This is a genomic window from Cellulosimicrobium cellulans (assembly GCF_006539945.1).
GTDB classification, from domain to species: Bacteria; Actinomycetota; Actinomycetes; order Actinomycetales; family Cellulomonadaceae; genus Cellulosimicrobium; species Cellulosimicrobium cellulans.
In genome coordinates this window covers 1-13,530 of the sequence record NZ_BJNZ01000002.1, presented here as the reverse complement: position 1 = coordinate 13,530, position 13,530 = coordinate 1, and the positions used below count along the sequence as shown (strand labels likewise).

The 13,530-nt window shown below is 74.6% G+C and carries 12 protein-coding genes and 2 pseudogenes; 13 read left to right on the top strand and 1 reads right to left on the bottom strand.

What is annotated here, in order from left to right; all coding sequences use genetic code 11:
• Window positions 1-18: 18 nt before the first annotated feature.
• A complete protein-coding gene (tkt, locus tag CCE02nite_RS01655) occupies window positions 19-2,181 on the bottom strand; it encodes a transketolase (RefSeq protein ID WP_141387595.1) in 2,163 nt (720 codons plus the stop codon).
• A gap of 353 nt (window positions 2,182-2,534) precedes the next feature.
• On the opposite strand from tkt, the gene CCE02nite_RS01650 reads away from it, so the two are divergent.
• From CCE02nite_RS01650 to CCE02nite_RS01590, 13 genes and pseudogenes are all read left to right on the top strand, one after another.
• Window positions 2,535-3,563, top strand: coding sequence for a heme o synthase (locus CCE02nite_RS01650; RefSeq protein WP_255318575.1), 1,029 nt, complete (start codon window positions 2,535-2,537; stop codon window positions 3,561-3,563).
• Window positions 3,564-3,593: 30 nt separating this feature from the next.
• Window positions 3,594-4,547, top strand: coding sequence for a site-specific tyrosine recombinase XerD (gene xerD, locus CCE02nite_RS01645; RefSeq protein ID WP_141387593.1), 954 nt, complete (start codon window positions 3,594-3,596; stop codon window positions 4,545-4,547).
• A 256-nt stretch (window positions 4,548-4,803) separates the two neighbouring features.
• Window positions 4,804-5,634, top strand: coding sequence for a ParA family protein (locus tag CCE02nite_RS01640; RefSeq protein ID WP_255318593.1), 831 nt, complete (start codon window positions 4,804-4,806; stop codon window positions 5,632-5,634).
• Window positions 5,618-6,553, top strand: coding sequence for a segregation and condensation protein A (locus CCE02nite_RS01635; RefSeq protein WP_141387588.1), 936 nt, complete (start codon window positions 5,618-5,620; stop codon window positions 6,551-6,553). Before CCE02nite_RS01640 ends, CCE02nite_RS01635 begins: the two co-directional genes overlap by 17 nt.
• Window positions 6,550-7,158 (top strand): annotated as a pseudogene (gene scpB / locus CCE02nite_RS01630) (SMC-Scp complex subunit ScpB); the annotation flags it as partial. The gene CCE02nite_RS01635 and the pseudogene scpB, both read left to right, overlap by 4 nt.
• A gap of 152 nt (window positions 7,159-7,310) precedes the next feature.
• Complete coding sequence (locus tag CCE02nite_RS01625) at window positions 7,311-8,336, top strand: pseudouridine synthase (protein WP_141387584.1); 1,026 nt, start codon at window positions 7,311-7,313, stop codon at window positions 8,334-8,336.
• An 81-nt stretch (window positions 8,337-8,417) separates the two neighbouring features.
• Complete coding sequence (aroH, locus tag CCE02nite_RS01620) at window positions 8,418-8,780, top strand: chorismate mutase (RefSeq protein WP_047234608.1); 363 nt, start codon at window positions 8,418-8,420, stop codon at window positions 8,778-8,780.
• Window positions 8,777-9,529, top strand: coding sequence for a (d)CMP kinase (gene cmk, locus CCE02nite_RS01615; RefSeq protein ID WP_255318574.1), 753 nt, complete (start codon window positions 8,777-8,779; stop codon window positions 9,527-9,529). Before aroH ends, cmk begins: the two co-directional genes overlap by 4 nt.
• Entirely contained in the window at window positions 9,526-10,230 is a 705-nt protein-coding gene (locus tag CCE02nite_RS01610) for a lysophospholipid acyltransferase family protein (RefSeq protein WP_141387582.1), read from the top strand. Before cmk ends, CCE02nite_RS01610 begins: the two co-directional genes overlap by 4 nt.
• The gene (locus CCE02nite_RS01605) at window positions 10,227-11,195 is read left to right on the top strand and encodes an EamA family transporter (protein WP_255318573.1); all 969 of its coding nucleotides are present in this window, start codon (window positions 10,227-10,229) and stop codon (window positions 11,193-11,195) included. Before CCE02nite_RS01610 ends, CCE02nite_RS01605 begins: the two co-directional genes overlap by 4 nt.
• Window positions 11,196-11,273: 78 nt before the next feature.
• Window positions 11,274-11,645: an iron chaperone gene (locus CCE02nite_RS01600; RefSeq protein WP_141387580.1), complete on the top strand. Its 372-nt coding sequence runs from the start codon at window positions 11,274-11,276 to the stop codon at window positions 11,643-11,645.
• Between the two features lie 84 nt (window positions 11,646-11,729).
• Window positions 11,730-13,274: a ribosome biogenesis GTPase Der gene (gene der, locus CCE02nite_RS01595; protein ID WP_141387579.1), complete on the top strand. Its 1,545-nt coding sequence runs from the start codon at window positions 11,730-11,732 to the stop codon at window positions 13,272-13,274.
• Window positions 13,271-13,530: pseudogene (locus CCE02nite_RS01590) on the top strand (hypothetical protein); the annotation flags it as partial. The gene der and the pseudogene CCE02nite_RS01590, both read left to right, overlap by 4 nt.

Genomic DNA, 13,530 nt, shown 5'->3' with positions numbered 1-13,530 from the left:
CTCGGAATCTACGAAGGGTCAGCGCTGGTCGCCAGTGCCGCCCTCCGACGGCGTCGGCGCGGCACCCGGGGTATCGCCACCGCGCGCGGCCGCGATCGACTCGCGCGCCGCCGAGGCGACCGCCTCGGACGTGATGCCGAACTCGCGGTACAGCACCTGGTAGTCCGCCGAGGCGCCGTAGTGCTCGAGGCTCACGGTGCGGCCGGCGTCGCCGACGAGCTCGCGCCAGCCCTGCGCCACGCCCGCCTCGACCGAGACGCGCGCGCGGACGGCGGACGGCAGGACCGACTCGCGGTAGGCGGCGTCCTGGCCGTCGAACCACTCGCGGCTCGGGAGGGAGACGACGCGCGCCTGCACGCCCTCGCCCGCGAGGATCTCGCGCGCCTCGACGGCGAGCTGCACCTCGGAGCCGGTGCCGATGAGGATGACGTCGGGCGTGCCCTCGGTGTCGAGCAGCACGTAGCCGCCGCGGGCGGTGCCCGACGCGTCGGCGTAGCCCTCGGTGCCGCGCGGGAACGTCGGGACGTTCTGGCGCGTGAGGATGATGCCCGCCGGGCGGTCGGTGTTCTCGAGGATCGTGCGCCACGCCCACGACGTCTCGTTGGCGTCGGCCGGCCGGACGACGTCGAGGCCGGGGATGGCGCGCAGCGCGGCGAGGTGCTCGACGGGCTGGTGCGTCGGGCCGTCCTCACCGAGGCCGATCGAGTCGTGCGTCCACACGAACGTCGTCGGGATCTCCATGAGCGCGGCGAGGCGCACAGCGGGGCGCATGTAGTCGCTGAACTGGAGGAACGTGCCGCCGTAGGCGCGCGTGCCGCCGTGCAGGACGATGCCGTTGAGGATCGCGCCCATGGCGTGCTCGCGGATGCCGAAGTGCAGCGTGCGGCCGTACTCGTGGCCCGGGAACTTCTTGGTCGCGTGCTCGACCGGGACGAACGACGGCTCGCCGTCCATGGTCGTGTTGTTCGAGCCGGCCAGGTCGGCGGAGCCGCCCCACAGCTCCGGCAGCACGTCCTTGAGCGCAGTGAGGACCTTGCCGGACGCGGAGCGCGTCGCGACGGCCTTGCCCGCCTCGAACGTCGGCAGCGCGTCCTCCCAGCCGGCGGGGAGCTCACGGTTCGCGAGGCGCCCGAGGAGCTCGGCGCCGGACGGGTTCGCGGTCTTCCAGGCCGCGAAGGCGGTCTCCCACGCGCCGCGCCGGTCGCTCTGGCGCTCGCCGACGGCGCGCGTGTACGCGAGCACCTCGTCGTCGATCGCGAAGCTCGCCTCGGGGTCGAGGCCGAGCTCGATCTTCAGGCCCCTGATCTCGTCGGCGCCCATGGCCGAGCCGTGGATGCCGCCGGTGTTCTGCTTGGTCGGGGACGGGTAGCCGATGATCGTGCGCAGCGCGATGATCGACGGCTTGCCGGTCTCGGCCTTGGCGGCCTCGATCGCGGCGTGCAGCGCGTCGACGTCCTCGCCGTAGCCCGTGCCGCCGTTGGTCCAGTCGACGCGCTGCGTGTGCCAGCCGTACGCCGCGTAGCGCGCGAGGACGTCCTCGGTGAACGCGATGTCCGTGTCGTCCTCGATGGAGATCTTGTTGTCGTCCCAGATGACGACGAGGTTGCCGAGCTGCTGATGGCCGGCGAGCGAGGAGGCCTCGCTCGTCACGCCCTCCTGCAGGTCGCCGTCGGACGCGATGACGTAGACGTGGTGGTCGAACGGCGACTCGCCCGGGGCGGTCGACGGGTCGAGCAGGCCACGCTCGCGGCGGGCGGCGAACGCCATGCCGACGGAGGACGCGAGGCCCTGGCCGAGCGGGCCGGTCGTGATCTCGACGCCCTTGGTGTGCTTGTACTCCGGGTGGCCGGGGGTCTTGGAGCCCCACGTGCGCAGGGCCTCGATGTCCGCCATCTCCAGGCCGTACCCGGCGAGGAAGAGCTGGAGGTAGATCGTGAGCGACGAGTGGCCCGCCGAGAGCACGAACCGGTCGCGGCCGACCCAGTGGTCGTCCGACGGGTCGTGGCGCATGACCTTCTGGAACAGGAGGTAGGCGGCCGGGGCCAGCGAGATCGCGGTGCCGGGGTGGCCGTTGCCCACCTTCTCCACCGCGTCGGCGGCGAGCGCCTTGATCGTCTTGACGGCCCGGTCGTCCAGGTCCGTCCAGTCCAGGGGCGTGTGAGCAGGGGACAACGCGTTCACCGAACCTCATTCCCGTCCGGAGCGCGCGCCCCGGATCCTCGCGACAACTCGAAACAACCGTTGAACATTTCCCGGCCTCACGCCTCAGGGGGCGGGGCGGCCCGGTGCCGGTCACGTCGTCCGCGGGCCACAGGTCTTGACGGGCGGTCCGACGCGGGACGGTTGCAGACCCAGCCTATACGCGGACGCGGTTCGTGCCCGGGCGGTGACCACGTGCTGGATTTCGGTCGGATGTCACACAATCGCCCGGCCCGTCCGGTCGGCCCCGGCGCAGGCGGGGACGTACGATGAGCGAGGACGACCGGCGGTCCGTCCCAGCTCGCCCCCCACCTCAGAACGGAACACCGAAGCGCGTGCACACCACGAGCCAGGCACCGATCGACGGGACCGGAAGCCCGTCTGGCGCCGCGTCGACCCAGCAGCCGTCCTCGCCGACGAGCCCCGCGACCCCGGTCGCGCCGACGGCCGAGGCCGCCCGCGCCACCCGCGCCCTGCGTGAGCGCGTCGGTGCCTACGTCGCGTTGACCAAGCCCCGCATCATCGAGCTCCTCCTCGTGACCACGGTACCGACGATGATCCTGGCCCAGGGTGGGCTGCCGGGCATCGGGCTGATCCTCGCGACGCTCGTGGGCGGCACGCTCGCCGCCGCGTCGGCCAACGTCTACAACTGCTACCTCGACCGCGACATCGACGAGGTCATGAACCGCACCAAGCGGCGCCCGCTCGTCACGGGCGAGGTGACGCCGCGGGCCGCGCTCGTGTTCGCGACCGTCCTGGGTGTCGTGTCGCTCGTGTGGTTCGCGCTCCTGGTCAACGTCGTCTCGGCGTGGCTGACGTTCGCCGCGATCGCGATCTACGTCGTCGGCTACACGATGATCCTCAAGCGCCGCACCCCGCAGAACATCGTCTGGGGCGGCATCGCGGGCTGCATGCCGGTGCTCATCGGCTGGTCCGCCGTGACGGGCTCGCTGAGCTGGGCCGCGCTCGCGCTGTTCCTCGTCATCTTCTTCTGGACGCCGCCGCACTACTGGCCGCTGTCCATGAAGTTCAAGCGCGACTACGCCGACGCCGGCGTGCCGATGCTCCCAGTCGTCGCGGACGACCGCAGGGTCGCACGCGAGATGATCGTCTACGGCGTCGCGATGGTCGCCTCGTCGCTCGCGCTGTGGCCGCTCGCCGGCATGACCTGGGTCTACGGCGTCGTCGCCACGGTGCTCGGGGTCTGGTTCCTGTCCTCGTGCGTGACCATGCTGCGCCGCGCGCGCGACAAGGCCGACGGCAAGGGTGGCAAGGTCGGGGAGATGAAGGTCTTCCACGCCTCGATCACGTACCTCACCCTGCTCTTCGTCGCGGTGGCGGTCGACGTCTTCCTCCCGCTGTGAGCCCGGCCGTGCCGGGAGGGCGGTAGGGCGATGGGGTCCGGCGAGGCGCACGTGCCCGACGCGCTGGACCGCGCCGCGCGCGAGTACCTCGCGCACCTCGCCGTCGAGCGCGGCCTGTCCGCGAACACCGTCTCCGCCTACCGGCGCGACCTCGCGCGCTACGTCGCGTTCCTCGCCGCGCGCGGCAACCACGCCGTGCGCGAGGTCGAGGCGGACGACGTCGCGGCGTACGTCACCGCGCTGCGGACCGGGGCCGACGGCGGGGCGAGCCTCTCGCCGTCGTCCACCGCGCGGTCGGTGGCCGCCGTGCGCGGCTGGCACCGCTTCTGCGCCGCGGAGGGCCTGGCCGACGCCGACGCGTCGGCCGACGTGCGCCCGCCCGCCCAGGGCAAGCGGCTTCCCAAGGCGATCTCGACCGACGAGGTGGCGCGGATCCTCGAGGCCTCCGGCGTCGGCGACGGCGCCGCCCCGCTGCGCGACCGGGCGCTGCTCGAGCTCGTCTACTCGACCGGCGCGCGCATCACCGAGGCCGTGAGCCTCGACGTCGACGACCTCGACCTCGGCACCGGCGCCGTCCGCCTGCTCGGCAAGGGCGGCAAGGAGCGCGTGGTGCCCGTCGGGTCGTTCGCGCGGCGCGCGCTCGACGCCTACCTGGTGCGGGGCCGCGCGGCGCTCGCCGCGCACGGGCGTGGCACGCCGGCCGTCTTCCTCAACACGCGGGGCGCGCGGCTGTCGCGGCAGAGCGCCTGGGCCGTGCTGCGCACCGCCGCGGAGCGGGCGGGCATCGACCACCCCGAGCGGATCTCGCCGCACACGCTGCGGCACTCGTTCGCGACCCACCTGCTCGCGGGCGGCGCCGACGTGCGCGTCGTCCAGGAGCTCCTGGGGCACGCATCCGTCACGACGACGCAGATCTACACGCTCGTGACCCCGGACACGCTGCGCGAGGTGTACGCCGCCGCCCACCCCCGCGCGCTGGGCTGACGGAGCCGTTCCCGAGCGACGGGCGGGAACGCGGCGCGCGGGCGCGTGCGCACGAGCGGGGGCGAGGTCCTGCGATACCGTGGCGAGCGTGAGCAGCCAGGCCGAGACCCAGCCCGAGACGCGCGGCGCGCAGAGCTCGCACGGCGACGCCGTCCGTCCGGCCGCCCCCGTGACCTCCGCCGAGCGCGACGTCGCACCCGTCGCCGAGCACGCCTCGAACGGCGAGAGCGCCGAGCGGGCCGAGCGGCCCACCGACGTGGTCGGCCGCCCCCTGCCCGAGTTCCCGGTCCCCGCACCGCTCGCGTCGCACGGCCCCGGACGCATCATCGCGATGTGCAACCAGAAGGGCGGCGTCGGCAAGACGACGACCACCATCAACCTCGGCGCGACGCTCGCCGAGTACGGCCGCAAGGTCCTGCTCGTCGACTTCGACCCGCAGGGGGCGGCGTCCGTCGGGCTCGGCGTCAACCCGCACGAGCTCGACCGCACGGTCTACAACCTGCTCATGGAGCGGGGCGCGGACATCCACGACGTGCTCGTCCCGACCGAGGTCGAGAACCTCGACCTCCTGCCCGCCAACATCGACCTGTCGGCCGCCGAGGTCCAGCTCGTCGGCGAGGTGGCGCGCGAGTCCGTCCTGTCGCGCGTGCTGCGGCCCGTGGTCGACGACTACGACGTCATCCTCGTGGACTGCCAGCCCTCGCTCGGCCTGCTCACGGTCAACGCGCTCACCGCCGCGCACGGCGTCCTCATCCCGCTCGAGTGCGAGTTCTTCGCGCTGCGCGGCGTGGCCCTGCTCGTCGAGACGATCGAGAAGGTGCGTGACCGGCTCAACCCGCGCCTCGAGGTCGACGGCATCCTGGCGACGATGTTCGACTCGCGCACCCTGCACTCGCGCGAGGTCGTGGCGCGCGTGCACGAGGCGTTCGGGGACAAGCTGCTCCAGACCGTCATCGGGCGCACCGTGAAGTTCCCCGACGCGTCCGTCGCGGCCGAGCCCATCACCGTCTACGCGCCGACGCACCCCGGCGCCGTCGCCTACCGGCAGCTCGCCCGGGAGCTGGTCGCCCGTGGCGACGCCGCCTGACGCGCCGCCCGAGTCACCGCCCGGCTCGGCCTCGCCGGCACGGACCGGCTTCGAGGTCCGCCTCGACAACTTCAGCGGCCCGTTCGACCTGCTGCTGTCGCTCATCACCAAGCACAAGCTCGACATCACCGAGGTCGCGCTCGCGCGCGTGACGGACGACTTCATCGCGTACATCCGCGACGCCGAGCGCGCGGCCGCCGCAGCCCGCGCCGCGGGGGAGGACCACCCCGGGTGGGACCTCGGGACCGCGAGCGAGTTCCTCGTCGTGGCGGCGACGCTGCTCGACCTCAAGGCCGCGCGACTGCTGCCCACGGGCAGCGTCGAGGACGACGAGGACCTCGCGCTGCTCGAGGCGCGCGACCTCCTGTTCGCCCGGCTCCTCCAGTACCGCGCGTACAAGGACGTGTCGGGCGTCCTCGCGGAGCGGTTCGAGAGCGCGGGGCGCCGCTTCCCGCGCGTCGTGCAGCTCGAGCCGCACCTCGCCGCGCTCCTGCCCGAGCTCGTGTGGACCATGGGGCCCGACCAGCTCGCCGCGCTCGCGGCCCGGGCGCTCGCGCCCAAGGCGCCCCCGCCCGGCGTCTCGCTCGACCACCTGCACGCGCCTGCGGTGAGCGTGCGCGAGCAGGCGGGCATCGTCGTGGACCGCGTCCGCAGCCACGGCACGACGACGTTCCGCGCCCTCGTCGCGGACGCGGGGGAGACCGCCGTGGTCGTCGCCCGGTTCCTCGCCCTGCTCGAGCTGTTCCGCCAGGCGCTCGTCGCGTTCGACCAGATGACGCCGCTCGGCGAGCTCACCGTGCGGTGGTCGGGCGACGACGCGCCCGAGCCCGCGCTCGCCGACGTCGGCAGCGAGTTCGACGAGGGCGACGGCGAGCCTGCCGACGCCCTCGACCCCACCGCTCAGGAGGTCCCCGCGTGACGCAGCCCGACGGCGCCCCCGTCCTCGACGAGGTCCTCGCGCCGGCCGTGCACGACCTCCCGGGCGGCCTGCCCGCCGCCCTGGAGGCCGTGCTCATGGTCGCGGACGAGCCGATCCCCGTGGTCGAGCTCGCGACGGCGCTCGCCGTCCCGGTCGACGACGTGCTGACCGCGCTGCACGACCTCGCCGCCGAGTACCGTGGCGACGACGGCGGGCGACCCCGCGGGTTCGAGCTGCGCGAGGCGGGCGGCGGCTGGCGCGTCTACTCCGCGCCCGCGCACGCGGAGGTCGTGGGACGGTTCGTGCAGGGCGGCCAGACGGCGCGGCTCACGCAGGCGGCGTTGGAGACTCTGGCTGTGATCGCGTACCGTCAACCGGTCAGCCGCGGCCAGGTGTCGGCGGTGCGAGGGGTCAACGTGGACGGCGTGGTGCGCACTCTCGTGGCGCGCGGGCTCGTGGCCGAGGTCGGTCAGGACCCGCACACCGGCGCCGGCCTGTTCGGCACCACGGGCTACTTCCTCGAGCGCATGGGCTTCACGTCGCTCGACGAGCTGCCCCCGCTCGCGCCGCACCTGCCGGACATGGACGACCTCGAGGGCCTGGACGGGCTCGCCGACCTGCGCGGACCCGCGCGGGCAGCAGCCGTCGTGCCCGCGACGGTTCTCTCCGACGGCGCGGCTGACGGCGGGGACGACGCACCGGCGCCGGCCCCGACGCCGCACGACGCCACGCAGGACACGACGGACGAAGGACACGCATGAGCTCGAAGGACGGACGCCAGCCCGGCGACGGGGGGCGCGGGCGCTCCCCGCGCGACGGGGCGGGCGACGCGCGTCGCGGCGGCCCCCGCGGTGGGGGAGCCGCGCGCTCGGGCGGGGCGCCCGGGCGGGGCGGATCCGGCTCGAAGGGCGCGTCCGGCGCTCGTGGCGCGAGCGCCGGCCGGGGTGGCCAGGGCGCGGGGCGCGGCACGACGCCGTCCCGCGGCGGGCAGCAGGCCGGTCGGCCGCGCCGTCCGGGCCGCGGGCAGCCCACCGAGCCGCAGCGCGACGTGCACGTCGAGGACGGCGTGCGCCTCCAGAAGGTGCTCGCCTCGGCGGGTCTCGGGTCGCGTCGCGCGTGCGAGGAGCTCATCTCCCAGGGGCGCGTCGAGGTCGACGGCGTCCGCGTGACCGAGCTGGGCGTGCGGATCGACCCGGAGCGCGCCGTCGTGCACGTCGACGGGATGCGGCTGCAGCTCGACTCCTCGCGCGTGACGCTCGCGCTGAACAAGCCGCGCGGCGTGGTGTCGACGATGCACGACCCCGACGGTCGCCCGTCCATCGCCGAGCTCGTCGCGGACCGCTCCGAGCGCCTCTTCCACGTCGGGCGGCTCGACGCGGACAGCGAGGGCCTGCTCCTGCTGACGAACGACGGCGAGCTCGCGAACCACCTCGCCCACCCGTCGCACGAGGTCGCCAAGACCTACCTGGTCACAGTGCGCGGGAAGGTGCCCGGCAACGTCGCGAACAAGTTCCTGCACGGCATCGAGCTCGAGGACGGCGTCGTGCGCGCGGACGCTTACCGCGTGGTCGACCAGGTCGCGGACCAGACGATGATCGAGGTCGTGCTGCACTCGGGGCGCAACCGCGTGGTGCGGCGCATGTTCGAGGAGGTCGGCTTCCCCGTGACGCGCCTCGTGCGCACGCGCATCGGCCCCATCGCGCTGGGCAACCTGCGCCCGGGGACGACGCGCGTCCTCGGCCGGACCGAGCTCGGCAGCCTCATGGCGAGCGTCGGGCTCTAGGGCCCGAGCCCTCCTCACCTGCACCACCCTCCCGACGGACCGCCGTGAGGCGGGCCGTCCCGCACTGAAGGAGCACCACCCATGCCGGTCCGGGCGATCCGGGGCGCGACCCAGCTCGACGTCGACGAGCGCGAGCACCTCTTCGAGCGCACGCGCGAGCTCGTCCAGGAGGTGCTCGACGCGAACGCCGTCGACACCGACGCGCTCATCTCGATCCTCTTCACGTGCACGCCCGATCTCGTCGCCGACTTCCCGGCGGCCGCGGCGCGCGAGATGGGGCTCGGCGACGTGCCGCTCATGTGCGCGACGGAGATCGCCGTGCCGCACGCGTTGCCTCGCGTCGTGCGCCTCATGGCGCACGCCGACCTCGACGTGGAGCGGTCCGCCGTCCAGCACGTGTACCTGCACGGTGCCACGTCGCTGCGCAAGGACCTGGCCCAGTGAGCGCGGGGGAGACCGGTGCCGTGGGCGCCGCGCTGACGATCGCGGTCGACGGACCCTCGGGGTCCGGCAAGTCGAGCGTGTCCAAGGGCGTCGCGCGCCGGCTCGGTCTCGCGTACCTGGACACGGGCGCGATGTACCGGGCGGCGACGTGGTGGTGCCTGCACCGCGGCGAGGACCTCGCCGACCAGGCGGCGGTCGCGCACGCGGTGCGCGTCATGCCGCTGGTCATGGGCCTGGACCCCTCCGGCCCGACGGTCCACGTGGACGGCACCGACGTCGGCGAGGCGATCCGGTCCACGGAGATCTCCACGGCCGTGAGCGCGGTCGCGACCAACCTCGACGTGCGCGCGGAGCTGCGCCGCCTCCAGCGTGCGGTGATCGAGGTCGAGCGGACGCCCGAGGGCTTCGCGGGCGGTCGGGGCGTGGTCGCGGAGGGCCGGGACATCACGACGGTCGTCGCGCCCGACGCGGACGCGCGCGTCCTGCTCACCGCGAGCGAGGAGGCGCGCCTGGCGCGCCGCTCCCTCGACGTGCACGGCACGGCCGACGCCGCCGCCGTCGAGGCGACGAAGGACCAGGTGCTGCGCCGGGACCGCGACGACGCGACCGTCTCGCAGTTCCAGGTCGCGGCGGACGGGGTCGTGACGGTCGACTCCTCCGAGCTCGACCTCGAGCAGACGATCGACGCGGTGCTCGCCGTCGTCGAGCAGGTCACCGGGCGGGTGGTCGGGCCGCGCCAGGGCTCGTGAGCACGGGCTCGGCGGCCGTGCGGGTGCCGTCGCCCGCGGGACCGGCCTGGTCGCGCTGGGTCGGCCGCTTCCTCGCGCGCGTCGTCTGGTCGACCCAGGTCATCGGCGCGGAGAACGTGCCGGCCGACGGCCCCGTCGTGCTCGCGGCGAACCACACGGGCGTGGTCGACGGGCCGATCGTGCTCGGCGTCGCGCCCCGCCCGCTGCACGTCCTCGTCAAGGAGGAGATGTTCGTCGGGCCGGTCGGGTGGGTCCTGCGCGCGGCGGGCCAGATCCCCGTGGACCGCAGCGGCGGGCGGCGCGCGCTCGCGACGGGGCTGGGCGTGCTGCGCCGCGACGGCGCGGTCGGCGTGTTCCCGGAGGGAAACCGCGGGCGCGGCGATGCGACGTCGGCGCGCGCGGGAGTCGCGTGGCTCGCGCTCAACGGGGGAGCCCGTGTCGTGCCGGTGGCCGTGCTCGGCACGCGCCGCACGGGCGAGGGCGTCAACCGGATCCCGGGACTGCGCCGGCGCCTCGTGGTCCGGTTCGGCGAGCCGTTCGCCGTCGAGCGGGCGCCCGGGGTGAGCGGCAAGCAGGCGCTCGAGGACGCGAACGAGAGCATCCGCACCGCCCTCGCGGTCCTCGTCGCGGACACCGTCGCCCGGACCGGCGTGGCGCTGCCCACGGACGACCCGAACCGGGAGCGGCGGGCGACGCCGTGACCGCCTCGCCGGAGGGGAGGCTCGGCGGGCCGACGGGACCCACGACGGCGCACGTCGTGGGCGACCGCCCGGGCACGGGCATCCTCGTCGGCCTCGCGTCCGCGCTCGCGTTCGGCGCGAGCGGTCCGTTCGTCAAGCCGCTGCTCGAGGCGGGGTGGACCCCCGGCGCCGCCGTGTTCGCGCGCGCCCTGTGCTCGGCTCTCGTCCTCGCCCCCGTCGCGGCGGTCGCGCTGCGGGGCAGCCACCGGATGCTGCGCGAGGAGTGGCGCCTCGTCCTCGGGTTCGGCCTCCTCGCGATCGCCGCGACCCAGCTCTGCTACTTCGCGGCCGTCGCGCGGATGCCGGTCGGCATCGCGCTGCTCGTGGAGTACCTCGCCCCGGTGCTGCTCGTGGGACTCGCGTGGCTGCGTACGCGGCACGTCCCGCCGCGGCTCACGCTCGCGGGCTGCGTGGTCGCGGTCGCCGGGCTCGTGCTCGTCGTGGATCCCGCCGGCGCGCGCCCCGATCTCCTCGGTGTCCTCTTCGCCCTCGGTGCGGCCGTGGGCCTCGGTGCCTACTTCGTGCTGTCGGCCCGCCCGACCCGGCTGCCGCCCGTCGCGCTCGCCGCGTCGGGACTGGGCGTCGGGGCGCTCGCGCTGGGCATCGCCGGGCTCGTGGGCGTGCTGCCGTTCGCCGCGCCGTTCGTAGACGTCGTGCTGCTCGGGTCGCCCGCGCCCTGGTACGTGCCGCTCGCCGTCGTCGTGCTCGTGGCGACCGCGTTCGCGTACGTGTCCGGCGTGGCCGCCACCGTGCGCATGGGCGAGCGCTTCGCGTCGTTCGTCGGCCTGTCCGAGGTGCTGTTCGCCGTCGTCATCGCCTGGCTCCTGCTCGGCGAGGTGCCCACCCTCGTGCAGGCCGCGGGCGGCGTCCTCGTCGTCGCCGGCGTGGTGCTCGTGCGCCTCGCGGGGTCGCCCGCCGCGCGGTAGGTTCGCGCGTAGCCGGCCAGGAGGACGTGCCGACGCGAGGTCACGGACGCCGGCCAGCACGTGCGGAGGAGAGAGCGGATGACGGACGCTCCGGGCAAGCCCACGACCGTCGACGAGTACCTCGCGACGCTCGCCCCGGACGCGCGCGAGGTCGTCGCGCACCTGCGCGCCGTCGTGCACGACACGGTGCCGGGCCTCGACGAGCGCATCAGCTACGGGATCCCGACGTTCACGCGCGACGGGCGGTACGTCGTCTACCTCGCGGGGTGGGCGCACCACGTGTCGCTGTACCCCGTCCCGGAGGTCGACGACGAGCTCGCGCGCCGCGTCGCGCGCTACCAGGACGGCAAGGGCACGCTGCGGTTCCCGCTCGCCGAGCCCGTGCCCGACGACGTCGTGCGCGCCGTCGTCGAGCGTCTCGCCGCACGCCGCGACGGCGCGACGGGCTGACACGGACCGCTCGCCGAGGGCGCGCGCGCCGCGCCGGGACGGCCCGGTTCGGAGCCCGGCCCGCGGCCTGGGAGAATGGACGTCATGACCACACCCGACCCCGCCCAGCCCGGCACGCCCGGACAGATCGACGACGCCGGGCAGGCCGAGGAGCCCCTGGCGCCCGCGGACACCGCGGACACCGCGGACTCGGCGGACGACGCGGCGCGCGAGCGTGCGCTGCGCGCCGGCCTCGAGGACTACGAGCTCGAGGACACCGACCTCGTCCTCCTCGACGCCGACGGCGAGGTGATCGAGGGCTACGAGCCGGAGGCGGCGCTGCCCGTCCTCGCCGTGGTGGGGCGCCCGAACGTCGGCAAGTCGACGCTCGTCAACCGCATCATCGGGCGCCGCGAGGCCGTCGTCGAGGACAAGCCCGGCGTCACGCGCGACCGCGTCAGCTACCCCGCGGAGTGGGCCGGGCGTCGGTTCACTCTCGTCGACACCGGCGGCTGGGAGGTCGACGTCGCGGGCATCGAGTCGAAGGTCGCCGAGCAGGCGGAGGTCGCGATCTCCCTCGCGGACGCCGTGCTGTTCGTCGTGGACGCGACGGTCGGTGCCACGTCGACGGACGAGCGCGTCGTGCGCCTCCTGCGGGAGTCCGGCAAGCCGGTCGTGCTGTGCGCCAACAAGGTCGACGGACAGTCCGGCGAGGCGGACGCGGCGTACCTGTGGAGCCTCGGGCTCGGCGAGCCGTACCCGGTGTCCGCGCTGCACGGCCGCGGGACCGGCGACCTGCTCGACGGCGCCATGGCCGCCCTGCCGACCGAGTCCGCGCACGGCGAGGTGCGACCCACGGGGCCGCGCCGCGTCGCGCTCATCGGGCGGCCGAACGTCGGCAAGTCGTCGCTGCTCAACAAGATCGCCGGCGCCGACCGCGTCGTCGTGGACGAGACCGCCGGCACCACGCGCGACCCCGTCGACGAGCTCGTGACGATCAAGGACGTGCCCTACGTCCTCGTCGACACCGCCGGCATCCGCCGCCGCGTGCACCAGACCAAGGGCGCCGACTTCTACGCCTCGCTGCGCACGCAGGCCGCGATCGAGAAGGCCGAGCTCGCGGTCGTGCTCGTCGACGCGTCGGTCCCGCTCACCGAGCAGGACACGCGCGTCATCTCGCAGGTCGTCGACGCGGGCCGCGCCCTCGTCATCGCCTACAACAAGTGGGACCTCATGGACGAGGACCGCCGCCCGTTCCTCGAGCGCGAGATCGAGAAGGACCTGGTCCAGGTGCAGTGGGCGCCGCGCGTCAACGTCTCCGCGCGCACCGGCTGGCACACCGACCGGCTCGTGCCCGCGATCCAGCGCTCGCTCGAGTCCTGGGACACCCGCATCCCGACCGGGCGCCTCAACGCGTTCCTCGGCGAGCTCGTCGCCGCCCACCCGCACCCGCTGCGCGGCGGCAAGCAGCCGCGCATCCTCTTCGCGACCCAGGCGTCCACGCGGCCGCCGCGGTTCGTGATCTTCGCGACCGGCTTCCTCGAGGCCGGCTACCGCCGGTTCATCGAGCGCCGTCTGCGCGAGACGTTCGGTTTCGAGGGCACGCCCATCGAGATCAGCGTCCGCGTGCGGGAGAAGCGCAAGCGGTGAGCGACGGCGCTGCTCGCGTCCCCGCCGGCGTCACCCGGCGGGGACGTGCGCTGCGCCTGGGCGTCGCGCGCGACACCGCCGCGACACGCCACCTCGTGACGTTCCTCGTCGTGACCGTCGCGACCGTGCTCGTCACGCGCTTCCTCCTCGCCGCCTCCGGGTACCCGCAGGTGGGCGGGGGAGACCTGCACGTCGCGCACGTGCTCTGGGGCGGGCTCGGGATGGCGCTCGCGGTCGTCGTCCTGCTGTCGTTCGT